Raw genomic sequence first — 26,354 nt, 5'->3', positions numbered from 1 at the left:
TTGTATTTATATATTCTACATCCACTCCGAAATTCCTTTATGCCCGTAAATTATTCTATAATAGTTTTTAAGTCATTTATATCAAAAGGCTTTTTTAAAATACTTACAAAAGGTGGTACACTTTTTTTTATTTCCCAGATATCATATGCCGTCATAAGAATACACTCCATGTCAGGACATTGTTCTTTTGCCCACTTTAATAATTCCAACCCATTATGTCCATTTAGGTGATAATCAAATATTCCAATATGTGGATACATCCTTTTTAATATATTTTTTAACTCGTTCTCATCATGAGCTACCTCTACGTTATATCTGTCCTTAAAAACCTCTCTTATAATAAAGCACAAAGCTTTTTGATCATCCACAACCAATATGTTTTTCTTCATCGTTTCCCCTTCTCCATCAGCTAAAATAAATTTCTCTGCGAATATTGTATTTCTTTACAAAAATCAAAAATCCTTCTTTAAATACACAAACCGAAACTAAATAGATTTGGTGCTCTCGCGAATTATCAATTCGGTAGGTATGATGGTCACAGGAGCTTTAAATGACTTATCATTTATCATGTTTATCAAAGACCAAGCCGCTGCCTTACCCATCATTAATTTATCCTGTCTTATAGTAGTAAGAGGTGGTGTAAATATTTTAGCTGATCTTATGTCGTCAAATCCTATTATTGATATATCCTCAGGTACCTTCAAGCCATGCCCTTTTAGAGCATTAATAACTCCATAAGCCATATTGTCACCTCCTGCTACTATTATGGCTGATGGTGTACTACCTCTTTTAAGCATTTCATTTATTACAGTATAACCACTTTCTTCACTAAAATCACCATTACATATCCAATCTTTCACAATCTCAATATTATTTTTCTTCATAGCAGATATAAATCCTTTATAACGTTCCCTTGCAACATACATATCTGTTCTCCCATTTATCAATCCAATTTTTCGATGACCTAATTCATAAAGATAATCTACCGCCTTTGCAATACCTCCATAGTTATCAGATGTCACATATCCACATTTCTTACCATTTATGGGAATATCTATGCCTATACATGGTATTTCTTTTTCTATTAATTCTTTTATATATGGATCATCCTCTTTAAATCCGATAATTAAAATTCCATTCAAATTATATTGCTCACAGTAACTAACATATGAGATATTTTCATTTTTTATTTTATAGAGGTTTAAAAAAAGAATATTATAGCCACTTTCCTCTACCGTATGTTTAAAACTCATGATTATTTCACTAAAAAACTCATTTTCGTAGTCATTCCAGACATCGTAAAGCAGCCCTATCAGCCAGGATTTCTTGGTACAGAGCACCCGTGCAATCTGGTTAGGTTGATAATTAAAACGTTTTATTACACTCCATACCTTTTCTCTTGTTTCTTTGCTTATATCTTCATAACCATTTATAACTTTAGATACTGTAGAAACTGAAACACCCGCTTCCTTGGCAATCGTCTTTATATTCAATATAAATCCCCCTTCGAGCAAACGATATCTTACTGCTTTATAATTATTATACTATATATGAAAGCAACAAGAAACAAAAAAAATAAAGGTATTGTATACCTTTATTTTCTCTACAAGGCAACAGTTGTGAAACTATTTTTGTATTCTGTTTTATCAACAGATATTTTTCGGATAAATCTATAATCATTTATAACATCCAAAATATCAGATAATACCGCATCTCCTGTAGGCATCTGTCCAGCGCCATACCCCACAAACAGCTGTTGTCCAAAGCCATCGCCTTTTACTAAAACCGCATTTTCAACGCCGCTTACCCTGCTAAAAATACTGTTAGCATCAAAGAGTTTGGGTCCAACTCCAGCAGTTATTTTGTCGCCTTCTTTCTTAGCCCATGCATATAATTTTATTTTACAGCCATTCCTTTCTGCTTCTTCCACATCATCTCTGGAGATGTTTGCTATTCCCTCCACCTCCATATCTTTAACATCCATTTCAGCACCAAATATTTCTCTGATAAGTATTTTTAACTTAAACATCGAATCGTATCCAAGCACATCATAAGAAGGATCAGCTTCTGCATATCCTAATCGTTGTGCCTCTTTTAATGCAGTATAATAATCCCACTTATTATCGCTCATTTGCGTAAGTATAAAATTACACGTGCCATTTAATATTCCTCCTATATAATAAATATCGTCGGTCACAGTAAACTGTTTTATCTGCCTTATTATAGGTATAGCACCTGCAACAGTCGCTTCGTATTTCAGAGAAACCCCATGGCTCTCAGCTAGCTTCAAAAGTTCCAGTCCATGTTTTGCCATCAGTTCTTTGTTGGCAGTCACTACATCTTTGCCATTTATAATCGCCTTTTCAATGTACTCTTTGGCAGGGTGTACCCCTCCCATCACCTCAACAATTATATCTATATTTTTATCCAGCAAAATATCCTCAGGGTTCGTTGTCAACAAACTTTTTTCAAATAATACATTCCTTTGTTTTTGAGGATTCCTTACCAATATTTTTTTTATTGATACATCAAAACCTGTCCTTTTCTTTATTTTCTCTCGCCTTAATTCTAACAGCTTATACACGCCCGTACCTACTGTTCCAAACCCTAACAATCCTATTTCTATATGCATATAAGCACCCCCCGAAACTTGTGATTGCGCGATTTTTGGCTAAAAAAAGCTCTCTTCGATGATGAAGAGAGCTTTTTATAAAAAAAGCCGTCCTCTCATCTCTCAGGTTTCACCTGCAGGATTTAGCACCAGACGCACTTAATGTGCCGGCTGCCGGGTTTCATCGGGCCAGTCCCTCCACCACTCTCGATAAGAGTCGCTTACATTATTCACTTATTATTTACTTATTTGTCTATAAGTATAATGCAATTGCCCTTAGATGTCAATAAAAAACTTTTAATTGTATCTTATCTTTTACATCTTTATTCACTAAGTATTTTGGCCAGTAGCCAAGCAATACGTCAACAACTCCCTGCGCTGCTTTTGTTCGTAACTCAACTTCTGCTTCTTCAGAATACCACGCAACATGAGGAGTAATAATAACATTATCCATAGTCAACAGAGGATTATCTCGTGGAGTAGGTTCTTCTTCCAACACGTCTAAACCTGCTCCAGCTATTCGCCCTTCTTTTAAAACTTTAATTAAAGCTTCCTCATCAATAACAGGTCCTCTTGCTGTATTGATTATGAATGCACTTGGCTTCATTAAACTCAATTCTTTTTCTCCAATCATATGATAAGTTTGTTTAGTTAAAGGAGCATGTACCGATACAAAATCAGATTTTGCCATCAATTCTTCCAATTCAACCAGTTTAGCCCCGTAAGCTTCTGCATCCGTCGAAGTAATGTAAGGATCGTAAACCAATAGGCTAAAACCAATAGCTTTCGCTTTCTGAGCTAATGCCCGTGGAATACGGCCAAATCCCACAATGCCGAGTACTTTTCCTCTTGACCGATTAATAGGCTTGCTTATTTTATAATCCCATCTGCCATTTTTTACACTGTTGTTTAACAAAACCACCTTGCGAGCACATGCTAGCAGTAAAGCTAAAGCATGATCTGAAACTTCGTCCACACAATAATCAGGGACGTTAACTACACAAATACCTTTATCTGTAGCAGCTTCCATATCAATAGTGTTTACGCCAACACCATAGCGACCAATTACTCTACATTTCACTAATGCCTCAATAACACGTCGCGTAATTTGAGCATACTGATTTAACAGTCCATCCGCGTCTTTACATGCTGAAATCAATTCATCTTCTGTACGACATTGTGCAGGTATCAGTTTGATACCCGCCTTCTTTAACACCTCTTCCTCGTATCTTAGATCAGCATATTCATAATCGGTTACCACAACCTTTAATTGATCCATTTTTTCTCCTCCCTACTTATTTAGGTCTTTCTCAACATAGTTTATCTTTCCAATCGAGCTCTTTTGACTTCTTCGACAAAATTGCGTGCCTTCTCGGTTATCATTTTAAAACTTTCTTCGTCTTGTGAAATTTTTTGAGATATTAGAGAACCACCAATTCCAATCACTGTAGCACCAGCCTTAATAAAATCTGCCGCATTGTGCAAATCTATACCTCCAGTAACCATTATAGGTATATGACTTAAAGGTCCCCGTATCTCTTTTATATACTGAGGTCCTAAAACGTCCGCTGGAAAAACTTTTACCATATCTGCTCCTAATTCATAAGCCCTAACAATCTCAGTTGGTGTCATCGCCCCAGGAATAACAATTTTCCCATAACGCTTACTCACTGTAATTACATCAGGGTGCATGCTTGGAGATACAATAAATTGGGCTCCAGCTAAAATAGCTAATCTAGCAGTTTCTCCATCTAAAACAGTTCCTGCTCCTAAATAAATTTCATTTCTCAGTTGAGCATTGACTTCCTTTATAATCTCTATTGCTCCTGGGACCTCAACAGTAATTTCAATATTATCTATTCCACCTTCTCTTAAAGCTTGAATTATCTTTAAAATAGTATCGCTCTTAGCACCACGAATAATCGCAACTATCCCACTATTCTTAATTTTCTCTAAACCATTCATCACCGGCTAACCTCCTCTCTTTTCCCCATGAATATCTCAACCTCTTCCATTGTTGGCAAACCTTCTACATCTCCAATGACAGTCGTTACAATTGCCCCTACTGCATTGGCCAACTTTACTGCTTGCTCTAAACTATAGCTTTTAAGTAGGCCAGCTATAAAACCAGCAGCAAATCCATCTCCTGCTCCTATTGGATCAACTACTTTATCAATAGGATATCCAGGTACATATTTGCTTTCGCTTGTGGTAGCATAATAAGCACCATCTTTGCCTAACTTGACCACAACAATATTTACTCCTAATTCTAGAAATTTGGCAGCTATCTTTTCTGGTTGCTTTTCTCCAACTAATATCTCTCCTTCGCTTATGCCAGGTAGAACAATATCTGCTTGTGCGACCAATTCCATAATTACTTCTCGAGCTCGTTCCTTACTCCATAACTTCAAACGAATGTTAGGGTCCAATGATATCTTTACGCCACTACTTTTTGCAATTTTTATTGCTTCTTTTACTGTTAAGTAGCAAGACTCGCTAAGAGCCGGTGTAATACCCGTAATATGTAAGTACTTTGAAGAGCCTATATAGACTGGATCAAGATCACCAGGTGTAAGCCTACTAGCCGCTGAACCCCGACGATAATAGTAAACTTTGGTTTCTCCATACTCTCTTCGCTCTTTAAAGTATACCCCAGTGGGAGCTTCTGGATCAAATTTAACACATGAAGTGTCAACTCCCTCTCCTCTGATAAAAGAAAGTATGTATTTTCCAAATTCATCATTCCCTAATTTACTGATCCAACCTGCTTTATGGCCCAATCGCACAATTCCAATCGCAAAATTTGATTCTGCACCACCGATCTGTTTGGTAAAAGTACTAATATATCTAAGCGGTCCAGAACTCTCCGGATTCATAAGTACCATCGTTTCACCTAGTGTAACAACATCCAGCATTTCTTTTATCACCCCTTCAACATACATGTTTAAAAATAAATGTTTTTATCTTGCAATATTTCCTTTTACTTCACAAATTATTCTCAAATATTCTCGCGTTTTGGCGATAATCTCACTGTACTCTCCTCTTTCTAATATCTCCTTATTGATAAGATTTTTACCCACACCTAAAGCTACAGCCCCAGCCCGCAAATAATCTGCAGCATTTGAAATATTTATACCTCCTACTGCCATCATTTGTATTTGCGCAATTGGTTTCAAAATATTAGTAAAATACCTTGCTCCAAGAATACTAGCTGGAAATATTTTTACCATCTTACATCCTAATTGAAGTGCCTGGGTAATTTCAGTGGGAGTCATTACTCCAGGAACAACATCTTTACCATAAAGATTGCATATTTCTATAACATCTACAGAAAGATGAGGCATAAGAATAAATTGGGCACCGGCTAAAATAGCTAGTCTTGCTGTTTGTCGGTCCAATACTGTTCCAGCTCCAATTATTAGGTCGTTTTTAAAATTTTCTTTTAATGTATCGATCATTTCTATAGCAGACGGTGTATCACATGTTATCTCTACGGTGTTACATCCTCCTTCCATTAAAGCATCTACTGCTGATAATAAATAGTTCTTATCAATCCCACGAATTATAGCTACAAGGCCACTCTCAGCAATTTTTGGTAACATCATATTCATATCACCATCCCTTATCTCATGAAACGCATTGTAATTTTTGTTTACCGCTTTCTCTGTGTTTCACTATGTGGAACGATGTTTTGCTACTTCATTAATTTACTTTTGACAAAAAACCTCTAATTCCTTCTGGTTCTTTTGACAAATTTTCTTTCAAAAATTAGATAAAATTACTAAAATATAATTACAATTCAAGTGTCTATAACTATTACGCAAAATAACCTAACCTCTGAGAAATTTTTTGTGCTACTTCTCTAACTTTATCTGCTAATTCTGGTATTCTCTCTATTGTTATGCGAAAATCTGGCCCTGCAACACTTATAGCAGCTACAACTTGCCCTGTGCCGTCAAAAATAGGCGCAGCAACACAACGAATTCCTTCTTCATGCTCTATATCATCTACAGCATAACCCAACCGTCTAACCTCTTCTAAATGATTGAGCAATTGTTGCAAGTCCGTAATAGTATTCTGAGTTTTTCGAGGCATACCCTTCATTTCTAATATTCTAATAACCTCATCTTTAGGTAAAAATGCTAAAGTAGCTTTCCCAACTGCTGTACAATGTACAGGTATACGTCTTCCAATTTGTGAATACATACGGATAGGATTAGGACATTCTACCTTATCAATATAAACCATTTCTCCATCTCGTAATACACAAAGATGCACAACCTCATTTACATAATTCATCAGTTCTTCTAGGTAAGGGCGTGCTTCACTTCTTAATTCCATATTGGCCAAGATTTTATTACTTAATTCTACTATTTTTAAGCCCAATTTATACTTTTCTTTTTCACTATTTTTTTCAACATAGCCTTTCTGTAACAATGTATCAAGAATACGGTGAACAGTGCTTTTAGGAAGATTTACTACACGTGATAGTTCGCTAACGCCCATACCACTCGGATTATTACCCAGAACCTCGAGTATCTGTATTGCTCTGTCCAGTGATTGGATATTCTTTATTTTAGACCCTTTCATTTGTGTACTCCTTCTTTCTGGTTTTATATGCTGGATTTATTTTAAATCAAATTACCCATTCAATCAATTTTTAACAGTTCAAAATAATTTGCATATTTAACCAAAAGGCAGATATAGCTAGCTAAAAACTTTTATCATTACTGCTTTAATTTTCAACTTTACTTTGCTATAATAAAGGAGAGTAAGTGTTATTTTATGGAGGATATTTGTTTATGAACATATTAACATTCCTTAATATTTTTGCCGGATTAAGCTTATTTTTATATGGTTTAAAAGTTATAAGGGTAGGAATACAAAAGTTTGCCAGTGAAGGGCTAAAAAGATTAATAGAAAAACTTACTCAAAATCCCATTGTTGGTATCATCATCGGTAGTTTCATTACAGTATTGATTCAAAGCAGCAGTACTACAGTAACCATGGTAGTAGGATTTGTAAATGCAGGTGTTATGACCTTAAGACAGGCTATTGGGGTCATTATGGGCGCTAATATAGGTACGACTATAACAGCTCAACTGGTAGCTTTTAAGCTCACATATATTACACCTTTTTTGCTGATTATCGGCATATCGATGAATTTTTTTGCTAAGCGCAAAATATATAGGCAAATAAACGAGGTACTTATAGGCTTTGGTTTTTTGTTCCTGGGTATGCAGATTATGACTACAGCATTCATGGCGTTTAAAGGCAATCCTTCTTTTAACATACTTATAGCGCAGTTATCGGAACATCCTCTATACGGAATTCTATTGGGTATTGCTATGACAACTTTGATACAAAATAGCAGTGCTACAATAGGGTTGTTACAGGCAATGGCTATACAACACTTGATTACCCTTGACATCGCTTTACCTATATTGATAGGTGATAACATCGGAACAACTTTTTCTGTATTTGTGGCCAGCGCACAAACCAACAGCAATGCTAGGAGAGCAGCACTTTATCACTTTATATTTAACTTTATTGGGGCAGTTATATTCGTCGGATTGTTATCTCCTTTTTCTGCAATAATTGTCAGAACCTCTACCGATGTGGCAAGGCAGATAGCAAATGCTCATACATTTTTTAATGTATTAAATACATTGATACAATTGCCTTTTATAAATCTCCTCATTGCATTGGTAACCAAATTGATACCATCTAAAAATGCAGAAACTGAGAAAGGATTTAAATACATAGATGAGCGTATTATCGCAACACCTATTATAGCCCTCAGCCAGGTCGAAAAAGAAATACTGAGAATGGCCAGGCTCTCAGCCGAGACTCTAAAAATGGCTTTTAAGGCATATTTTGAGCAAAAGCTGGATTATGTCCCAATAGTAAAAGAGAATGAAGAATATGTAGACAAGCTAGACAGAAATATAGCCAAATTTTTATCAAAGGTATCTTCAAATGTGATCGCTCCAGAACAGGTTTCAAATATTACTTCCTATTTTAATTACTTAAACGAATTTGAAAGAATATGTGATCACGCTGAAAAAATAGCTGATTTAGCAGATTATATAAACTTAAATAAAATCTCTTTTTCACAAAAGGCCTTAAAGGATTTAAGCGATTTAAAATTGATAACAATGAATTTATTAGAAGAGCTCATAAAAGCCCTTGAAAAAAAAGATAGCACCTTAGTGGAAAAAATATTAGATAAATGCCAGGAAGCTAAAAATATCCAAAACACTATAAGATCAAACCACATCAAGAGATTGAGCATTGGTGATTGCTTGCCCGAAACCAGCATGATATTTTTGGATGTTGTAAGCCACATGGCAAGGATTCAGGATCACATTCAAAGAATAGCAGAAGTATTTATCGGAAAGTAAAAAAGTTCGATATATATCGAACTTTTTTACTCCAACTTATCGAGTACATACTTTGCGTATTCCCTGGCTGTAAATAGAGAATGATCACGATAATTGCCGCATTGTATCTCATTGGTAGCCGGTACATCTTCCTCTTTTGTTTCAAGGACCTTTTTCAAAACCTTCTTTAAAACACCCTTTACCTCTTCTACAGGCGTATCGCCGAATTTAATCAAGTAAAATCCCGTTCTGCAACCCATAGGTGAGATATCTATGATACCATCCATATAATCCCTAAAATACGTAGCAAATAAATGTTCCAGGGTATGCATTCCACCGGTCGGTATAGCATCGGTATTAGGCTGTATGAGCCTTATATCGTACTTCGTTATTATATCACCTTTAGGTCCCGTAAGCTGTCCAGCCTTTCTTACATATGGCGCTTTAACCATTCTATGATCCAGTTGAAAACTCTCCACCTTTATATTCATGACGCAAAACCTCCAATATTCAATATTAACTTTTTGCAAAATCTAATTTCCCCACTTTAAACCCTCATCTAACATAATAAAATAGTTTTTCAGCGGCACATAATTGGCAACGGTGTTCCCGGACCCCAATGCATATCTCCCTCCTGGCATGCACCTGTCCAGTACATTTCTCACGTACGCCCTTAAATCATTCTCTTCTAAGCGGCACAGTTTATCCATGTCAATGCCACCTAAAACGCCAATTTTATCTCCATACTTTTGCTTAAATTCTATCACAGGTGTAGCCTCATCTTCAAACGAGTGCTTCGCGTCTATTTTTACATCGTATATCAAGTCCTCCATTATACTGTCAATATTACCACAAGAATGAAGCATATATATAAGTCCATTTTCATGTGCTAAGTTAGCCAGTTTCTTATGCCATGGCAATGAATACTTTCTCAAATCATTGGGAGATATCATTGTCGATGTTTTGAAGCCCATATCATCGCCCTGGAAAAAACCTACTAAGTGAGGAAGCCCAATTAATTGTTCATAAAATCTGTATAAAATGTTCCCTACTCTATCAAAAACAGCCTTTACCAGCTCAGGATTATCATAAAGCAAAAATGCCAAATTCTCATAACCAAACAGCGTGTCTAATGGTATTTCTAAAAAACCGCTAGAGGGACAAACAAAAATACCCATACCTTCAGGTAAATTATTCGCTACATGCTCATACGCTGAAAGGTCTGCTTTTTGTGGGTCAGGCCATGGATATTTTTCATAGTCCTCCCACGAAGAAATAACCCCCACTCCTTCTTCAACCCAACCTCTTTTACCTCTGGACAATTCTCCTGCTGTATCTTCTCCTATGCGACTTTTTCCTGGAAAATCTAATCCCCCTGATACGCGAACGTAATCATATCCCATTTTATACTGTACATACACAATGTTATCCCAATACGCTTTTAAGGATCTTCTATCCCTTGGTTCTACCCATTCTCTGTCCAGAAAATTCACCGCTATCTCTCTATAGACCTCACCATCAAGAAAGAGCTCGACAAACGGCGGCTTTTTAGGTATCTCCTCACCTTTAATCACTCTAATAAATCGATCTATATCAGGATTTGGATTCTCTAAAGGTAATTTCACACAACTCCCCCTCTCTTTAACCACCACGTCCAACTCTACTAACCTCTTATTTACATCAGGATATTCATCAGACGTCCCTATGTCGGCATTTGGCTTCGTTGATTATTCCAGCATTAATTTTCTTATATAATTTATCGTATACTTAATCCCTTTTTCTCCTAACTCACCTATCCATACACTGGAATGGGGCTCTATACTTAAAACGCCATCATAACCCTTAGCATACAATATTGCGAAAATACTTGGCCAATCCGTCTGGTCTAGACCTGCTGGGGGATCATCAACACGTTTGCCATCGACAATCAAAGACCCCTTAATATGCATATGATAAAATCTATGTCCCCACTTCTGTATTTCACTCAAATAATCATAACCAGCATATCTAGCGTGGGAAGGATCGTACTTTATTCCCAAATCTTTCAAATAGCCATGTATGAGAGTCCATGCCATATCGTTTACTATAAAATTATTCCAGTGGCAATTATATGTGGCTATTCGCACTCCTCTGCTTTTACCATATTCAATTAATTTTGATAAAAACTCTATTGCCAAAGTACAATTTTCATAATAAGATAAAGACTCTACATAATTACACCCTGTATTAAATACAGTACAACCTAATTTGCTGGCTGCATCTATAAGATTGTAAGATATCTGAAGCTCCTCATCTATCAGCTTTTTATCAGCTGTATACTTATCAACACCCCAACGCCCGATAGCAGAAACGTTTACACCATATTTATCAAGATAGGACTTTATTTCGTCTACGCGATCATATAGTTCTTCTGGTTTGGTATTCATGCAAAATTCTATGTACTTAAGCCCTAATTGACTGGTAGCTTTTATGCTATCTTCAGTTGGAAAACCTATTATACCTAACTTCACAAAAATCCTCCTCCCTTTATTTTTCTATCATTTATGTTATCACAAAGATTTTTTTAAATCAATTAAGTAGCTCAAAATTTAATATTATAAATAAGTAAATGACAAAAAAGCTTAGAATAGTACAAGATTTAAACCACAAATAAGTGTTACTATAAAATTAAAAATAAATAATTTTGTGGGGGCTAAAAAATGAATTCACTTGAAAGGGTTTCGTTGACTTTGCAACATAAAGAACCAGATAGAGTTCCTGTGTATCCATTAATGAACGGGATTTCAAGAAGATTAGTTAACGCAGATTATGAGCGCTGGACAAGAGATGCAGAGGTCTGTGCAGAAGCATATATAAAAGTAACCGAAATGCTGGACCTTGACATCATATGTACCCTGACAGACCTTTCTGTAGAAGCTGCAGATTTTGGTCAAAAGATAGTATATTATAAAGACAAAGCAGCAGAACCCGATATATATAACAGGCTCATTAAATCACTGGATGACTACCGCAAGATTGAGCCAATAAATCCCCGCAAAACACCCAGGATGAGTGAACATATAAAATTATGTAATTTATTAACAAAAGCCAAAGGCAAGGAAGTCCCTATTGTCGCCTTTGTTTTCGGGCCATTGGGAATTGTCAGTATGCTACGGGGACAAGCTGATTTATTTATAGATATAATGGATGACCCAGAACCCATAAAACATGCTTTAGAGGCTATTACTCAAACATTAATAGATTATGCAGATGCCCTTATAGAAACAGGTGTACACGCTATTATGTTGGACACTTTGTTTGCATCTCAATCTATCATGAGCAAAAAAATGTGGCTTGATCTGGAAGGACCTTATGTTGAAAGACTGGCAAAACACATTCATGACAAAGGCTGCATGGTCATGGTACACAACTGCGGAAACGGGATATATTTTGATGCACAAATACAAACAATGCACCCCGAAGCTATATCCTTTCTCCATATTCCCGATGACTGCAATTCATACGAAGAAGTAAAGCTTAAATACGGTGATAAAACCACATTAATAGGCTGTGTTCCACCCCCATGGTTGATAAGTGCCACACCTAAAGAGGTTGAGGAGGAATGCAAAAGAGAAATTGACATATTTAAGAAAAATGGTGGCTTTATATTGGCCACTGGTTGCGAATATCCTCCTAACGCTGATTTTGAAAATGCCAGGATTATGGTCAAGACAGCAAAAGAATATGGTAAATATGTATAACTATGCATAAGGTTACCTTGCTTATGGTGAAAACTTTAAGCTCTTTATCATCAAATCCTTGCCGATTACAGTATTAGGAAAAATTGATGTGGCATTTTTTATAAATTTCACCGGATTTACCAGAGAAGGGCTATAATGGGTAAGCCACAATTCAGTTACATTAGCTTCCTTCGCTATATGGGCTGTTTCACTGAAGGTGGAATGACATTTCTCTATGGCTTTTTCCAAGTCTTTATCGTCGCCGTACATGCCCTCGCCAATAAACAGATCACTTTCTTTTATAAGGTCTATAAGACTCTTCGTAGGCCGTGTATCCGTACTATAGCTTACCTTAAGGCCCTTTCTTTCTTTTCCCCATACCATATCCGGAGTATATATGCGGCCCTCATATTGAACCACCTGTCCATGCTGTAAAGCATTCCATAACTTTACTGGAATATTAAGCTTCTTTGCCTTTTCGACATCAAATTCAGGCAACCTTTTAACTTCAAAACTATACCCATAGCATGTAACTGTATGCCATACCGGTGTATTTTTAACAACTATATCACCGATATTTAAAACCTCACCCTCGGCTAGCTCTTTAAATTCTATATCAAACGATATATTTTTAAACAACACATTTATCATATTCTCCAGAATGCTAATTCCCTTAGGCCCCATTAAAATCAATTTTTCGGTCCTCTCTGCGTTAAGCATCTGATACAAAATACCCGGCAACCCTGTTATATGATCGCCATGATAATGCGTAAATAAAACGGCATTGATACTTTTAAAACCCCATCGCAGCTCCTGAAGAGGAATCTGTGTACCCTCCCCACAATCGACGAGTATTGTCGTCCCATTATACCTCAGTATTAACGACGTAAGATACCTATATGGAAGCGGCACCATACCGCCTGTACCTAATAAACATACATCGAACATTTGCTATCCACCTGTATTCTCTCAGTTATATTCCTTTTGAATTCTTGCTACTGTTTCAACGTGGTACGTGTGAGGAAACATATCCATACACTCTACACATTTGACCTTATAGCCAGCGTCCTCAAAAATCCTTAAATCCGCAGCAAGCGTTTGGGGATTGCACGAAACATACACTATTGTATCGGGTCCGAATTTTACTATGTTATTTATGGCTTTAGGACCTATGCCGCTCCTAGGAGGATCCACTACCACTACATCTGGCTTATCATTGATTTTTGTCAACACTTCGGCCACATCCCCCGTATAGAACGTACAGTTGGAAAGTCTGTTAAAGCGGGCATTTTCCTGGGCAGCCTTTACAGCCTCTTCCATCAACTCTATTCCTATCACCATTTTAGCCTTAGGTGCCATTATAATGCCTATGGTCCCTGTACCGCAATAGAGATCAAAAACGATCTTATCTGTTAAATCTCCAGCAAATTTTCTGGCCATATTGTACAATGCTTCAGCACCATAAGTATTAGTTTGAAAAAAGGAAAATGGACTTATCTTAAATTTAAGTCCCAGTAATTCTTCAATAATATAATCTCTTCCGTACAGCACCTCAAGCCTTTCGCAAATAACCGCATCGGATAATCTGTCATTGTATGTATGCAAAATTCCCACTATTTTTCCCCGTAATCTGATATCTTTTATGGCATTAATAAACTGATCAAAATCACAATTCATCTGGGTTGTGGTAACAATATTTACTAATATCTCCCCTGTTTTAAATGCTTTTCGAACTACCAGATGTCGTAAAAAACCGCTGTGCGTGCGGGAATCATAATATGGCAAATGATTGTTCGCCGCATATTCAAGAGCACAATTTAAAATTTTAATGAAATCTTCATCCACCAGCACACATGTATCTAAATTAACTACTTCAAAAAATCTACCCCTCTTGTGCATACCCAATGTCAATGAACCGGCACTATCTCTGCCAAATGTAAACTCCATCTTGTTTCTGTAAGAAAATTCCAATGGGCTTGCCTGTATGCCTAAAAAATCATATTGAGTTATCCCCGCACCATCTAAAAGCTTTTTTACCATATTTTCTTTAATTTTAAGCTGCTCCGCGTAATCCATATTTAAATACGTACATCCGCCACATGCCCCAAAGCTAGAACAGATACCTTCCCGTTCATAAGCAGCTCTTTTCACAATTTCTACAGCATCAGCTTCTATGACATTGCCTCTAATCTTTTTTATAATAGCTCTCACTTTTTGTCCGGTAACAGCACCTTTAATCTTCACCTTAAAATCCTCAAAATATCCTATACCATATCCCGGATACTCAACGTCGACGATGTCTACAATCAATTCTTGTCCCTTTTTCATAAATACACCCCATTGAAATTGATACGAGTACATACCCAAACAGTGTTATTTCATAATATAAACGATTAATTTCTGATGGTTATTCCATATACATATATTATACAAATTACACTTATTTCATCAAGTTTTTTAAAAATACAATCGCATCTGCCTTAAATTTCGTATAAAAATACCCCTGCAATACCCTTAAAAGAGGCCGTATGCTAAGGCATTGACCTCCACATACGGCCTCTAATATCTAACTCAATCATAAGCAAATCAAGGACGCTCCTCCTATACCAAAAGGAATCAGCGTATACTTTTCTGTAAACCTTCTGAAATCCACAAAGGTATAGGGTCCAACTCCTTCGTCATTTAATATACCCGCTATCCTGTTGGGTCCCATAAGGTTAAACAATGTCGTCGCAGCCACTATCTTTATCTCATTTGTGCCTTCTTTTAATAACTCCGTGACATCGAATATATAAGGCTTCCAGTACTTAACATCGACATACTGACCATTGACATACAACTCAATACATGCGGCCTCCACATCGTTTACAGCTAAATATGTCCTATCGCTTTTGCCCTTATATTCTATATAGGAAGTAAATTCGGCTTTACCAGCATAAAATGGATAACCACACTCGGTTAAATCTTTATAGTTTGCTTTTTTAGCTTGGCCGTCAATAGCAAAATATCTTTTGTCAAAATCTACAACAGCAAAATCTCCTACGATATATATCACTTCTACCTCTGTAGGTACGTGGTTTTTAAAATCTGCAACCCTTACATGGCAACCCGGATTTGATATGTTGTTTACCTTTTTGCCCTCCAGTACCAGGGTATTTAATCCCTTGCGGATATAGCCAGACAGCGGTACTTTTGTAAAGTTAATATCCTTCCAGCTCTTTTCAGGATTAAAGGCCCCCAGCTCACCTTTTTGCTTCAATGGCCTTACTTCAATGCCGTTTATGGTAATCCTATCCAGGTTTTCTGCCACTTCTATCGCAGCAAATACCTCTCCCTCAGGTATATTTAATACCTCAAAGGTGTATTCAGCCCTAAATGGAGTCCCATCAGGTGCTTTATAAAAGTACTGATGCCAGGCTTTCGCCACAGGTTGATTTTCCAATACCTTTTCGCCATCTAAATAAAGTGTAACATCATTGAGCGGCAACACGTTTTGCTCTAACAGTTTTACTTCCCAATCGTCAATAGTGCTTCCCGCGCTGATTTTATCCGCAAAAGCCACACCGCTATCCAGATAATCGGGTGCCTTTTGTGCTTTTATCTCCTGAACTGGATAATACAGCAGCATACTTCCGGCAGGATATAATTTGATATGAATTTCTCTCCTCCCACCTTTTATTTCCGAAGGTATCTCATAAACCTCGCCGCTCATAAGGTCCAAAAGGTATGGCATCTCCTCGCCCGGCAGCGATACAACTGCATCTATTTCTCTGTTTTCATCCGTATTTACAATAAATATGCTTTTACCTTCCTTTGACGTGCGGCTATGGCAATAAACCTTCTCTGCATTCATCCCTGTTGCCTTATCCACTACCCTGATCCTGTCACTGTAATACCTGTCTACAATTTTCAAAACCTCGTTTACAGAATCGACATATATAACCCCATCGGGTAAATTCATATCGCCAGAAAGACCGTCTATTCTCGAAGGTATAGGCTTTATGAAAATCAGCCTTTCAGCTCCCGCCTGTTCTACAAATTCTTTTAGAAGCCTTACAGTATTGGACCTCAATGTGAGAGACGGAGGCACTATAACCGTGGAATACTGATGTTGGCCAATTATAAATTTCCCATTTTCTACTCTGGCGTGTTTTTCCATTATTATTTCATCGCCATAATGAAAATCCAGTTTTGCCGCCATAAGCGCTTTTGACAGGAACTCAAATGGCTGATTGTAAATGTTATTCTCCACGGCCAGGCCATTGCGCTTATGCAGCGGTGAGTATTCACTCCAGACACTGGATATCGGATGTAAAACCAGTATATCCACATCCCTTTTGCCCTGAGATACAGCATAGCTTACTCTGGCAATATAATCAGCAAACTTGCGCTCATCATCCCACCACGGTTGTTGGTAATAGAGGTTTGCAGGATAATCCCTCTTTCTCTCTCCTCTCATAGAATACAAGGACAGATGGGAATTGACAAAGCTTATCCCTAATGCAGCCTGCCAATCTGCTATCCATTTGCGATGATAGAAACTTACCTGCTGCCCTACGCAGCCAAAGACCTCGCAAAAAGCCCTCTCTTTATTCAGCTGATCCACCACTGACGATACCTGTTTCACTGTCACCAGCTGCTGGACATTCCTTCCCAGCTTATCAATTCCTGGCCAATGCATAAATTCATAATGGGGCATGGCCGCACCTATCCATTGGGTCTGATATGGCAAGCTATCTTCCGCCATAAAATGTCCTGTCATCTTGAGATTGTTTTTTTCGCACCAATTGTAATACTGTTTTGTCCAGCTCTCTATAAACAACCTTGTAGCTGCATCATAAAAATCAAACCTTATTTTCCGATAATCTCCCGTATCAAAGAAAAGTTCTTTTAGATGCTCTTCAATAGCATAACCTTTTAATTTTTTAAAAAATTCTGGAAGGTAATCAGACCATGGCACCGCCGGCTGACTATAATGTCCCTCCATGAGATAGCACGGCTCATCGGTAAAAATGCCCGGTATCTCTTTTCCAAAATACTCTCCCACCGCTTGCCTATATCTTTCATGGGTACAGTTCAGGAAAGCTTTAACTGCTTCAGGGTTCATAAGATCTACATAGCTGGTTCCATTAAACCACAAGTCGCCCATTGGTGATATTCTTTTACATATATTATATTGTTGCCCTTCCCATTCTACATGCAACATGATCGTATCGTTTTCAGTAACCTCATCGGGTTTTAATAAAACCAGAGCGCGACTTCTGTATTTTTCATCAGCCTCAGGAACCTCCCCTCCAGCAAAACCTGAAGGCCATTTATCTTCATCATACAGCCATGCATATGTACCGGTAGCCCTTGCCTCTTCTGCGCAGGTCTTTATCATCTCCATCCACTCTTGAGACAGATAACCTGTAACCAGCCCTACACGGGAGTGCATAAAATAACCACCCCAACCTTTTTCAGCCATCTCATCTATCTGTCTCTTAAGCTCCTCTTTGTCCAGTTTATCGTTCCAGCTCCAGAATGGTGCACTTCTGTAAATCGCCCCAGGATTTTTAAATTGCTTAAAGTCCATTGTACAATCCCCCCTGTTTTTAGCTAATATGGATATTCACTATTATAATAATAACATAACAATAGATAAAATCAACGCTTTCTCGGCTATTGTCAATTCAAAATTATAGTGCTAAAATATGTAAGTAAATGATAATGATAGACTGGGGGGATAAAATGATAAACTTTAATGGAATAGGTTTAAGTTTAGGCAACCTGCCTCTTTTATCCAACGCAAAAACCAGATCCATAAGCGCAGAAAATTTTACCGGTGAAAAAGGAAAGGGCGGAATGGCTACTGAAGGAACCGGCAAAGAATGCGCCAGAGATTTGGGGCAGGGATGGAAGATCTCACCTTCTATAAATATCCCTGAGAAAAGCGTTTTTACTCTAGCCGACATAGAAGGTCCCGGCGCTATTCAACACATATGGATGACCTGTTTCCCCGATGCATGGCGTTCCCTTGTCTTAAGGATGTACTGGGATGGAGAAGAGTATCCTTCAGTAGAGACACCCTACGGCGACTTTTTCTGTAATGGATGGTGTGAACGGAGTAACGTCAACTCTTTAGCCGTTGCCGTAAATCCTGCCGGTGGAATGAATTCGTACTGGACCATGCCCTTTAAAAAATCAGCAAAAATAACTATAGAAAATCTAAAAGACAAACCTGTAACATTATTCTATCAAATAGACTATACATTGACAGATATACCTGATAATGTCGGTTATTTTCACGCACAATGGCGACGGGATAACCCTCTTAAATATAAAGAAGTTCACACAATCCTCGACGGAGTAAAAGGGCAGGGTCATTATGTGGGCACTTACATCGCATGGGGCGTAAATAACAACGGCTGGTGGGGTGAAGGCGAAGTAAAATTTTACTTAGACGGCGATAAAGAATTCCCAACCATATGCGGCACAGGAACCGAAGATTATTTTGGAGGAGCCTGGAATTTTGAATTTCCACCAGGACAATATGGGGTATTCTCCTCCCTGTACTCGGGCCTTTCCCAGGTCATCAAGCCAGATGGGCTTTATAGAACTCAACAGCGTTTCGGCATGTACCGTTGGCATATAATGGACCCCATACGGTTTGAATCGGATCTCAGAGTAACCATACAGGCTTTAGGCTGGCGTTCAGGAGGGAGGTACCTGCCGCTGCAGGACGATATAGCATCAGTGGGCTTTTGGTATCAAAAAGAACCTCACAACCCATTCCCGCCGTTCCCTGATGCGGACTATCTGGAAGTCATATGACGCTGATGCGAGAAAAAGACCTCCACATGTAAGGCCTATAACTACAAAGAAAGGGCTGCGTGTAATTCTTTTGCCGCAGCCCTTAGTTTTACCGGCATTGTATCCGCAATAGAGCCCTTTTGAGCCTTGCCAATCAATACTATCTATATAGTTTTCCCATAATCAACAGCGAATTTAATAAACTCCCTTTCTACAGGCAGGAGGATTTTATTTTTATTTATAATTATGTTAAACGTTCTAAAAAACGACAAATCCTTTATCCGCGAAAAGTTTAATAGACCATATTTGCATTCTCTTGTTATAGCAATCTTTGACAATACAGAAATACCTAACCCTGCTATAACAGCTTCTTTTATAGCTTGATTGCTTCCCAATTCTAGAGTAATATCTAATGACTCCGGATTAATCCCATGGCTTTTCAGTACATCTTCAAAAACCCTTCTTGTCCCGGAGCCTCTTTCTCGCATTATAAGAGGATATCTTAGAAAATCATCTATTGTTATTAGATCCCTTTCTTCGTTTTTTTTCTTTGGAAATATCACTACAAGTTCATCATCGTAAAGCTTTATAACATCCAAAGCTTTCTCTTCCACAGGACCTTCCACCAAGCCAATGTCTATAGATTTATCAAGGACCATCTTTGCTGTTTTTTCTGTATTTTCGATCTGCAACAAAAACTTAACATCCGGATACTTTTGAATAAATTTACCGATAAGACCAGGTGCCATGTATTCCCCTATAGTAAGACTGGCGCTAAGTGATAATGTGCCACTTATGAGCCCTGTGGTTTCCAAAACTGCTTTTCGAGCTTCTTCGTATTCACTTAATATCTTTTTCGCATGAGCATAAAATGCCCTCCCCGCAGCTGTTAATATAACTCTCTTATTGCTTCTATCGAATAATTTTGCGCCAAGGCTTTCTTCCAGCGCCTGAATGTGAAAACTTACAGCAGGTTGAGTCATATGAAGCTCTTTTGCCGCGCTTGAAAAACTACCCTTATCAGCCACAGCCTTGAATATCAATAAATCTAGATCCATCATACTCTTAACACTTCGTATGCTTTACTTATTATTATTTCATAGCATAGCAGGTAGGAATAACACTTTCCGGGCCATTTAAACTCATCGATCTATTGCACCAATTTAAATCTTTACTTACATCAAAATTCATCACATCTGAAAAATTACATTGAGCCTCAACATAGCTTTCCCCAAAAGCCACAATGATTTTCACCTTATACGCCTGTCCAGGATTTAACATTATATCTTTAAATGCCTTTGATGCACCAATAATAAAGCATAGTTTTTCATCCGAAACTATAATTAAATCGTTTAAGTTTTTGACAACCACACTATGCCCATTTACCAAAGTGGGATTTACCTTAATTTTAGGAGTAAACCTTGCCACCGTAGGCGATATATTCTCTATCTCCAGATCCCTTATAAGTGCCCTTTTATTCTCAATTATATAATCTATAGAAGCAACCCTGAGCGTCGATGTTTTGCACACTGTCTCCAGAACATTATAAGGATTTAAATATTTCTGGTATACCGGCGTGTATTCTTCTCCTATATCCAGTGTAATGTTGCCCCCAACCTTTGAATCAATTGTGGATGCAAATAAAGGAAATTTACTCAACGACGGTATACAGAGCCAATCCACGCTCAGCTTATCAGATATGGCAGCCGCTGTAGTACTATTGCCAATAAAAGAACAACAATCCTTTCTCATCTTACCACCTCATAAGTTATTTTATATAGCTTTCCAGCGTACCTATACCTGTGATAGTAAATTTTATCACATCACCTGATTTAACGAGGCCTACTCCTGCAGGTGTTCCGGTAAGTAAACACCTCATAAAAAAACCGCAATATTTTCATATAATCTCCTCCATCAATGGCCCTTTGCCAGTTTGTATTTACCCAGTATTTTTACAGCCATCCCTTTAGCAAATTTTAACTCCTCCACCCCCAATACCGCGAGGACCAAAAGATATATAAAAAGACCTATCGATGACGCTCCTAAAAAAGAGAGAATCCAGCCACCAACACCCTTTGCAGACAGCTTCGTAAATATAGCCACATGATTTAAAGCATAAATAGCTACAATCATAAAGCCTGTAGATATCAATATTTTGCCCATAGTAATTAACATATCTGTTCCGCCAATGCCATTTAATCTTTTTCTAAGAGCAAAAAACAAGAAAATAGAAGTAAAAATAGCTGCAAGAGAAGTAGAAAACGCCAAACCTCCGACTCCCATGATCCTTACCAGCAACAGATTTGATATTACATTAATGATTACAGCATATACGCCGTACACCATAGGAGTTCGAGTATCCTGTAATGAGTAAAACGCTCTGTTAATAACATCTCTTACTGAAAAAGCTGTCATACCCACAGCATAATAGAGCAGTGCAATAGATGTCATATAGGTAGCCCTTTCATCAAAAGCTCCTCTCCTGTACACTATACTAACGATAGGCGTTCTCAAAAGAATGGTTATAGCTGTTATAGGCACCATGATCATAAATATAGCATTTACAGCCAACTTAAAAGATTTTCTATAATTATCATAATCATTTAAAGAGATATGCTTTGAAAGTGTGGGATAAATAACTGTGGATATGGCCATTCCAAAAATACCCATCACAAAGCCATTGAGTCTATTAGCATAATTGAGAGAAGCTACGGCACCTTCCTGCAGACCAGACGCAAATGCTTTATCAACTACAATATTGATTTGATTAACTGCTGAACCGATCAAAACAGGTAAAACAAGTGCAAATATTTTAAGTACTCCAGGATGTTTAAAATTTAATATAAATTTATATCTATAACCAAGTTTATACATGTCGGGAAGCTGTACCAGTACCTGCGTTAACGTTGCTACAACAGTCGCTAAAGCCACAGCAAAAATGCCAAAGCTTTTTGCAAAAAACAGCAATGTTATAATAATAATAAAATTATAAGGGATTCCTATGAAAGCTGGTACAGTAAAATGGTTTTGGGCCTGCAATACACCTGTAATTACATTGGCAAGTCCGATAAATACGACAATAGGAAACATGATCCTCGTCATTGTAACAGTCAAAAAATACCTTTCTCCACTGTACCCTGGAGCTATTAATCTCACTAAAACAGGCGAAAATAATATGCCAACAATTGATACTGCTATGCTCAGAAACAATATGATATTTATTACATTATTAGTGAGTTCATAGGCCTTTTCTTTGCCTTCTTTAGTCATATATTCAGTAAAAACCGGAATAAATGTCGTCCCTATTGAGCTGCCAATCATTTGAAACACCACCAGTGGTATTGTCGTTGCCATCACATAAGAATCAGATGCAACGCTGGCTCCGAATCTTGCAGCCAGCGCTGTTTCCCTCACAAAGCCCATTATTTTGCTTACAAAGGCCAGTATCATAATCGTTCCAGCAGCTTTTGCGACTTTAACGGCATTAGGCTTAGGCATGTTATCCCTCTCTTTTTATTTAACCTAAATAACAGTGAATTATTATATATTATCAATGAATTAGCAAAGATAAAACCTATTGTCTTAGCTATTATTATACAATTAATCGTAAATTTGTACAAGATCAAAATACTTTTTCAGCTATTTTAACTGCTTCCATAGCATCTTTTCCATAGAAATCAGCACCTATACTTTTAGCATAATCCTCTGTAACCACAGCTCCACCCACCATTACCTTGCATTGCGTGTTTTCTTTTATAAGCTTGACCGTTTTTTCCATAGCTTTCAGAGAGGTTGTCATAAGTGCACTTAAACCTACAAGACCCGCGCCATTCTGAACCACGGTATCCAGTATAACTTCAGGTGGTACATCTTTACCTAAATCTATCACGTTATACCCATAGTTTTCTAAAAGAGCTTTTACGATGTTTTTCCCTATATCATGAATATCTCCCTTTACCGTGGCAAGAACAATTTTCCCTTTAGTTTTACCTGCAGATGGAAACCTTTCTTTTATAATCTCAAACGCTCCCTGTACCGCATTTGCCGACTTGATAAGCTGTGGCAAGAAGTATTCCCCAGACTCATACCTTGCACCTACCTCGTTTAAAGCTGGCACTATTATCTTATCGATTATCTCCAATGGTTCTCTTTGCTCTAATTCTATTTTAACCGCTTCTACAGCCTGAGCTCTATGTCCGTCCAGGATACTTTCGTACAGAGTGCCTGAAGCAGTTATAACTTCACTATCGCCCTTGCCTTTTTTGCTATAAGCCAAAATATACCTTTCTGCCCCTTCGTCTCTACCCGATAAAACCTCTGCAGCTTTTATTATATGTTTGTACTCCTCAATAGCCGGATTTATTATCACTGCATCCAGGCCTGCTCCTATGGCCATAGCTAAAAAAGCTGCATTGAGCTTTTTTCTTTCCGGAAGACCAAAAGACACATTGCTGATGCCCAATATCGTCTTAACTCCGAGATTTTGTTTGACAAGTTCTATAGCCCTTATTGTTTCCATAACAGATTCTTGATTAGAACTGGCAGTTAATGTAATACAGTCAATAAATATATCTTCAAGTGGAATACCGTAACTTAAAGCCCTATCTACAATCCTTTTTGCTATGTCAAATCTTCTGTCCGCTTTTTCAGGTATACCTCTCTCATCCATTGTAAGCCCGATAACAGCCGCACCGTACTTTTTCACTATCGGCAATATCGTATTCATGCTATCTTCTTTGCCATTTACTGAATTGACCAATGCTTTACCCTGATAGCACCTCAATGCGCCTTCGATAGCTTCGGGATCAGAAGAATCTATACAAAGAGGCACTCTTACCATCATCTGTAGCTCTGACACCACATCTACCATTGTCCTGGCTTCATCAATGCCCGGTACTCCTACGTTTATGTCAAGCACATCTGCACCTGCCTTTACCTGATCCAATCCCTCTTGGACTACGTAAAATATATCTCCATCTTTTATAGCCCTTGCGAGCTCTTTTTTCCCCGTAGGGTTAATTCTCTCACCGATTATCAACAACGGCGATTTATCATCTATTTGAACGGATTTTACTGCTGATGCCAATGTCGTTTTTTTATTTACCTCAACAGTTACTTTATTTAGGCCTGACTGAACCATCTTTTTTATATGCATGGGCGTCGTTCCACAACATCCACCTATTATAGACGCCCCAGCTTGTGCAAACAGCTTACAGCTATCAGAGTACTCTTCAGGAGTTACAGGGTATACCACATTATTGCCTTCTACGGTGGGTAAACCAGCGTTAGGTTGAACAAAAACAGGTACTCTGCTAACCTTCACCATCTTTTGAACCAATGGTATCATCTCACGAGGTCCCAGCGAACAATTTATGCCTACAGCATCAACTCCCAAAGAAGATAGAACTATAGCCGCTGTCTCTACGTCAGTTCCTGAAAGAGTACGACCTGTTTGGTCAAAGGTCATAGAACACATAACAGGCTTATCGGTAGCTGCTTTTGCCGCAAGGATTGCAGCCCTTGCCTCATTTAAAACCGACATGGTTTCAATGAGTATGATATCAGCACCAGCCTCTGATAATACCTTTATCTGTTCATAAAAAGTCTCATAAGCTTCGTCAAATGAAAAATCCCCTACAGGCTGAACCAATTTGCCTGTAGGACCAACAGATGCGGCTACGAGAGCCCCATACCTTTGGGCCGTTTTCCTGGCCAACATTATGCCAGCAGTATTTAGCTCTACTAATCTGTTTTCAAGACCCCATTCCCTGAGCTTAATCCTATTGCCACCAAAGGTATTCGTCTCAATAATTTGTGCTCCTGCATCAAGATATTGTTCATGTATCTTCCTTATGATATCAGGATTTTGAACGTTTAATAGCTCGGGACACCCATCTTTAAATCCCATTGCCATCAGCATAGTCCCCATAGCGCCATCCAAATACGCTATTTCCCCATTGATTAAATCCTTAAAGTTCAAACCGTTTACCTCCTCTTCCCAATTCTTCAGCGATCTGCACAACTGCGTTTAATCTTCCAAGAGGCATAATATGAACACCATCAGCAAAATCTTTAGCCTTTTTAGCAATTTCAATGGCAATTTTTATGCCACAAGAAGGATCTTCTGCTAATCTTTTTATTATATGCTCAGGTATATTAATTCCAGGAACCTTTTCGTTAAAATTAATTGCCATCTTATACGATTTCAAAGGCATTATACCCATTATTATTTTAACATTTAAATTGCCAACCCTGTCAATAAACCTCTTATATGCATCTACATCGTAAACCGGTTGCGTTTGAAAAAACGTAACACCTGCATCAATTTTGCGTTTCATTTTTTCTATTTCTGCGTCAGAATCAAAGGGGTTTAAAACGCCTCCAATAAGAAAAGCTGTTTTTGCATTTAATTTATTGCCACTTATATCATACCCATTATTGAGGCTATTGGCAATCCTGGCAAGCCCTACTGAATCACAGTCAAAGACTCCTGTGGAAGTAGGATTGTCACCTTTTTTAGGATCATCACCCGTAAGGGTAAGAATATTTGTAATCCCTAATGCCCAAGCTCCTAAAAGCTCCGATTGTAAACCAAGAAGACTTCTGTCCCTACACGTAAGATGAAAAATAGTATCAATGCCAAGCTGCTCATGTATAATATGAGACAACGCTATGGGACTCATTTTTAAATTGGCCATGGGGTTGTCACAGATGTTAACCGCATCTACATAGCCATAGAGCTTTTTTATCCTGTTTAGTTCATCTCCAAAATCTGGACCCTTTGGTGATTCCACTTCAGCAGTTATAACAAACTCATTTTTCTGCAGCTTATCCTTTAATTTAATCATT

At 37.8% G+C, this 26,354-nt stretch carries 23 protein-coding genes and 1 riboswitch; of the genes, 3 read left to right on the top strand and 20 right to left on the bottom strand.

Annotated features, from left to right (window positions below):
- Positions 1-50 precede the first annotated feature (50 nt).
- The 8 genes from BUB87_RS03675 to BUB87_RS03640 form a co-directional block, all read right to left on the bottom strand.
- Positions 51-389: a response regulator gene (locus BUB87_RS03675; RefSeq protein WP_073341867.1), complete on the bottom strand. Its 339-nt coding sequence runs from the start codon at positions 387-389 to the stop codon at positions 51-53.
- A 96-nt stretch (positions 390-485) separates the two neighbouring features.
- On the bottom strand, positions 486-1,493 hold the full coding sequence (locus BUB87_RS03670; protein WP_159432361.1) for a LacI family DNA-binding transcriptional regulator: 1,008 nt from the start codon (positions 1,491-1,493) through the stop codon (positions 486-488).
- 110 nt (positions 1,494-1,603) lie between these two features.
- The gene (locus BUB87_RS03665) at positions 1,604-2,632 is read right to left on the bottom strand and encodes a homoserine dehydrogenase (RefSeq protein ID WP_073341866.1); all 1,029 of its coding nucleotides are present in this window, start codon (positions 2,630-2,632) and stop codon (positions 1,604-1,606) included.
- A gap of 92 nt (positions 2,633-2,724) precedes the next feature.
- A riboswitch (SAM riboswitch) is annotated at positions 2,725-2,828 on the bottom strand.
- 66 nt (positions 2,829-2,894) lie between these two features.
- Positions 2,895-3,890, bottom strand: a complete 996-nt coding sequence (locus BUB87_RS03660) for a C-terminal binding protein (RefSeq protein WP_073341864.1) — start codon at positions 3,888-3,890, stop codon at positions 2,895-2,897.
- Positions 3,891-3,931: 41 nt separating this feature from the next.
- The gene (locus BUB87_RS03655; RefSeq protein ID WP_073341863.1) at positions 3,932-4,576 is read right to left on the bottom strand and encodes a bifunctional 4-hydroxy-2-oxoglutarate aldolase/2-dehydro-3-deoxy-phosphogluconate aldolase; all 645 of its coding nucleotides are present in this window, start codon (positions 4,574-4,576) and stop codon (positions 3,932-3,934) included.
- Entirely contained in the window at positions 4,576-5,526 is a 951-nt protein-coding gene (locus BUB87_RS03650) for a sugar kinase (RefSeq protein ID WP_073341965.1), read from the bottom strand. Before BUB87_RS03650 ends, BUB87_RS03655 begins: the two co-directional genes overlap by 1 nt.
- 45 nt (positions 5,527-5,571) lie before the next feature.
- A complete protein-coding gene (locus BUB87_RS03645) occupies positions 5,572-6,222 on the bottom strand; it encodes a bifunctional 4-hydroxy-2-oxoglutarate aldolase/2-dehydro-3-deoxy-phosphogluconate aldolase (protein WP_234945943.1) in 651 nt (216 codons plus the stop codon).
- Positions 6,223-6,427: 205 nt separating this feature from the next.
- Positions 6,428-7,201: an IclR family transcriptional regulator gene (locus tag BUB87_RS03640; RefSeq protein WP_073341861.1), complete on the bottom strand. Its 774-nt coding sequence runs from the start codon at positions 7,199-7,201 to the stop codon at positions 6,428-6,430.
- Between the two features lie 212 nt (positions 7,202-7,413).
- Here BUB87_RS03640 and BUB87_RS03635 point away from each other — a divergent pair, with 212 nt between their 5' ends.
- Positions 7,414-9,015 carry a Na/Pi cotransporter family protein gene (locus BUB87_RS03635; RefSeq protein WP_073341860.1) on the top strand — a complete coding sequence of 534 codons (1,602 nt, stop codon included), beginning with the start codon at positions 7,414-7,416 and terminating at the stop codon, positions 9,013-9,015.
- 26 nt (positions 9,016-9,041) lie between these two features.
- Here BUB87_RS03635 and BUB87_RS03630 read toward each other — a convergent pair whose 3' ends face one another.
- The 3 genes from BUB87_RS03630 to BUB87_RS03620 form a co-directional block, all read right to left on the bottom strand.
- A complete protein-coding gene (locus BUB87_RS03630) occupies positions 9,042-9,485 on the bottom strand; it encodes an S-ribosylhomocysteine lyase (protein ID WP_073341858.1) in 444 nt (147 codons plus the stop codon).
- 42 nt (positions 9,486-9,527) lie between these two features.
- Entirely contained in the window at positions 9,528-10,619 is a 1,092-nt protein-coding gene (locus BUB87_RS03625; RefSeq protein ID WP_084110846.1) for a uroporphyrinogen decarboxylase family protein, read from the bottom strand.
- 102 nt (positions 10,620-10,721) lie between these two features.
- Positions 10,722-11,504, bottom strand: coding sequence for a sugar phosphate isomerase/epimerase family protein (locus tag BUB87_RS03620; protein ID WP_073341857.1), 783 nt, complete (start codon positions 11,502-11,504; stop codon positions 10,722-10,724).
- A gap of 189 nt (positions 11,505-11,693) precedes the next feature.
- Here BUB87_RS03620 and BUB87_RS03615 point away from each other — a divergent pair, with 189 nt between their 5' ends.
- Entirely contained in the window at positions 11,694-12,734 is a 1,041-nt protein-coding gene (locus tag BUB87_RS03615; RefSeq protein ID WP_073341855.1) for a uroporphyrinogen decarboxylase family protein, read from the top strand.
- A gap of 21 nt (positions 12,735-12,755) precedes the next feature.
- Here BUB87_RS03615 and BUB87_RS03610 read toward each other — a convergent pair whose 3' ends face one another.
- From BUB87_RS03610 to BUB87_RS03600, 3 genes are all read right to left on the bottom strand, one after another.
- Positions 12,756-13,661, bottom strand: a complete 906-nt coding sequence (locus BUB87_RS03610) for a ribonuclease Z (RefSeq protein WP_073341854.1) — start codon at positions 13,659-13,661, stop codon at positions 12,756-12,758.
- Positions 13,662-13,682: 21 nt separating this feature from the next.
- On the bottom strand, positions 13,683-15,041 hold the full coding sequence (gene rlmD / locus BUB87_RS03605; RefSeq protein ID WP_073341852.1) for a 23S rRNA (uracil(1939)-C(5))-methyltransferase RlmD: 1,359 nt from the start codon (positions 15,039-15,041) through the stop codon (positions 13,683-13,685).
- A gap of 247 nt (positions 15,042-15,288) precedes the next feature.
- On the bottom strand, positions 15,289-18,288 hold the full coding sequence (locus tag BUB87_RS03600; protein WP_073341851.1) for a glycosyl hydrolase family 2 protein: 3,000 nt from the start codon (positions 18,286-18,288) through the stop codon (positions 15,289-15,291).
- Between the two features lie 155 nt (positions 18,289-18,443).
- Between BUB87_RS03600 and BUB87_RS03595 the strand changes: the two genes are divergently transcribed.
- Positions 18,444-19,526 (top strand): glycoside hydrolase family 172 protein, encoded by a 1,083-nt coding sequence (locus BUB87_RS03595; protein WP_073341849.1) that lies wholly within the window; start codon positions 18,444-18,446, stop codon positions 19,524-19,526.
- 143 nt (positions 19,527-19,669) lie between these two features.
- Here BUB87_RS03595 and BUB87_RS03590 read toward each other — a convergent pair whose 3' ends face one another.
- The 6 genes from BUB87_RS03590 to BUB87_RS03570 form a co-directional block, all read right to left on the bottom strand.
- Positions 19,670-20,566 carry a selenium metabolism-associated LysR family transcriptional regulator gene (locus BUB87_RS03590; RefSeq protein ID WP_073341848.1) on the bottom strand — a complete coding sequence of 299 codons (897 nt, stop codon included), beginning with the start codon at positions 20,564-20,566 and terminating at the stop codon, positions 19,670-19,672.
- 31 nt (positions 20,567-20,597) lie between these two features.
- Positions 20,598-21,257, bottom strand: coding sequence for a trehalase-like domain-containing protein (locus tag BUB87_RS03585; protein WP_073341846.1), 660 nt, complete (start codon positions 21,255-21,257; stop codon positions 20,598-20,600).
- A 16-nt stretch (positions 21,258-21,273) separates the two neighbouring features.
- Positions 21,274-21,384 (bottom strand): fumarylacetoacetate hydrolase family protein, encoded by a 111-nt coding sequence (locus BUB87_RS14945; protein ID WP_327021779.1) that lies wholly within the window; start codon positions 21,382-21,384, stop codon positions 21,274-21,276.
- A gap of 35 nt (positions 21,385-21,419) precedes the next feature.
- Positions 21,420-23,003: a murein biosynthesis integral membrane protein MurJ gene (murJ, locus tag BUB87_RS03580; RefSeq protein ID WP_073341844.1), complete on the bottom strand. Its 1,584-nt coding sequence runs from the start codon at positions 23,001-23,003 to the stop codon at positions 21,420-21,422.
- Between the two features lie 124 nt (positions 23,004-23,127).
- On the bottom strand, positions 23,128-25,485 hold the full coding sequence (locus BUB87_RS03575) for a homocysteine S-methyltransferase family protein (protein ID WP_234945942.1): 2,358 nt from the start codon (positions 25,483-25,485) through the stop codon (positions 23,128-23,130).
- Positions 25,475-26,353, bottom strand: a complete 879-nt coding sequence (locus tag BUB87_RS03570) for a methylenetetrahydrofolate reductase (RefSeq protein WP_073341843.1) — start codon at positions 26,351-26,353, stop codon at positions 25,475-25,477. The genes BUB87_RS03575 and BUB87_RS03570 overlap by 11 nt, the downstream gene beginning before the upstream one ends.
- Between the last annotated feature and the right edge of the window lies 1 nt (position 26,354).

The organism is Caldanaerobius fijiensis DSM 17918 (assembly GCF_900129075.1).
Classification (GTDB): domain Bacteria; phylum Bacillota; class Thermoanaerobacteria; order Thermoanaerobacterales; family Caldanaerobiaceae; genus Caldanaerobius; species Caldanaerobius fijiensis.
This window is presented reverse-complemented; position numbering and strand designations above follow the sequence as displayed.

What these genes read in the sequence shown, in the direction of transcription:
- BUB87_RS03675 (WP_073341867.1), bottom strand. Translation starts at nt 389, where the DNA reads ATGAAGAAAAACATATTGGTTGTGGATGATCAAAAAGCTTTGTGCTTT.
- BUB87_RS03665 (WP_073341866.1), bottom strand. Translation starts at nt 2,632, where the DNA reads ATGCATATAGAAATAGGATTGTTAGGGTTTGGAACAGTAGGTACGGGC.
- BUB87_RS03660 (WP_073341864.1), bottom strand. Translation starts at nt 3,890, where the DNA reads ATGGATCAATTAAAGGTTGTGGTAACCGATTATGAATATGCTGATCTA.
- BUB87_RS03655 (WP_073341863.1), bottom strand. Translation starts at nt 4,576, where the DNA reads ATGAATGGTTTAGAGAAAATTAAGAATAGTGGGATAGTTGCGATTATT.
- BUB87_RS03650 (WP_073341965.1), bottom strand. Translation starts at nt 5,526, where the DNA reads ATGCTGGATGTTGTTACACTAGGTGAAACGATGGTACTTATGAATCCG.
- BUB87_RS03645 (WP_234945943.1), bottom strand. Translation starts at nt 6,222, where the DNA reads ATGAATATGATGTTACCAAAAATTGCTGAGAGTGGCCTTGTAGCTATA.
- BUB87_RS03640 (WP_073341861.1), bottom strand. Translation starts at nt 7,201, where the DNA reads ATGAAAGGGTCTAAAATAAAGAATATCCAATCACTGGACAGAGCAATA.
- BUB87_RS03635 (WP_073341860.1), top strand. Translation starts at nt 7,414, where the DNA reads ATGAACATATTAACATTCCTTAATATTTTTGCCGGATTAAGCTTATTT.
- BUB87_RS03630 (WP_073341858.1), bottom strand. Translation starts at nt 9,485, where the DNA reads ATGAATATAAAGGTGGAGAGTTTTCAACTGGATCATAGAATGGTTAAA.
- BUB87_RS03615 (WP_073341855.1), top strand. Translation starts at nt 11,694, where the DNA reads ATGAATTCACTTGAAAGGGTTTCGTTGACTTTGCAACATAAAGAACCA.
- BUB87_RS03610 (WP_073341854.1), bottom strand. Translation starts at nt 13,661, where the DNA reads ATGTTCGATGTATGTTTATTAGGTACAGGCGGTATGGTGCCGCTTCCA.
- rlmD (WP_073341852.1), bottom strand. Translation starts at nt 15,041, where the DNA reads ATGAAAAAGGGACAAGAATTGATTGTAGACATCGTCGACGTTGAGTAT.
- BUB87_RS03600 (WP_073341851.1), bottom strand. Translation starts at nt 18,288, where the DNA reads ATGGACTTTAAGCAATTTAAAAATCCTGGGGCGATTTACAGAAGTGCA.
- BUB87_RS03595 (WP_073341849.1), top strand. Translation starts at nt 18,444, where the DNA reads ATGATAAACTTTAATGGAATAGGTTTAAGTTTAGGCAACCTGCCTCTT.
- BUB87_RS03590 (WP_073341848.1), bottom strand. Translation starts at nt 20,566, where the DNA reads ATGATGGATCTAGATTTATTGATATTCAAGGCTGTGGCTGATAAGGGT.
- BUB87_RS03585 (WP_073341846.1), bottom strand. Translation starts at nt 21,257, where the DNA reads ATGAGAAAGGATTGTTGTTCTTTTATTGGCAATAGTACTACAGCGGCT.
- BUB87_RS14945 (WP_327021779.1), bottom strand. Translation starts at nt 21,384, where the DNA reads ATGAGGTGTTTACTTACCGGAACACCTGCAGGAGTAGGCCTCGTTAAA.
- murJ (WP_073341844.1), bottom strand. Translation starts at nt 23,003, where the DNA reads ATGCCTAAGCCTAATGCCGTTAAAGTCGCAAAAGCTGCTGGAACGATT.
- BUB87_RS03570 (WP_073341843.1), bottom strand. Translation starts at nt 26,353, where the DNA reads ATGATTAAATTAAAGGATAAGCTGCAGAAAAATGAGTTTGTTATAACT.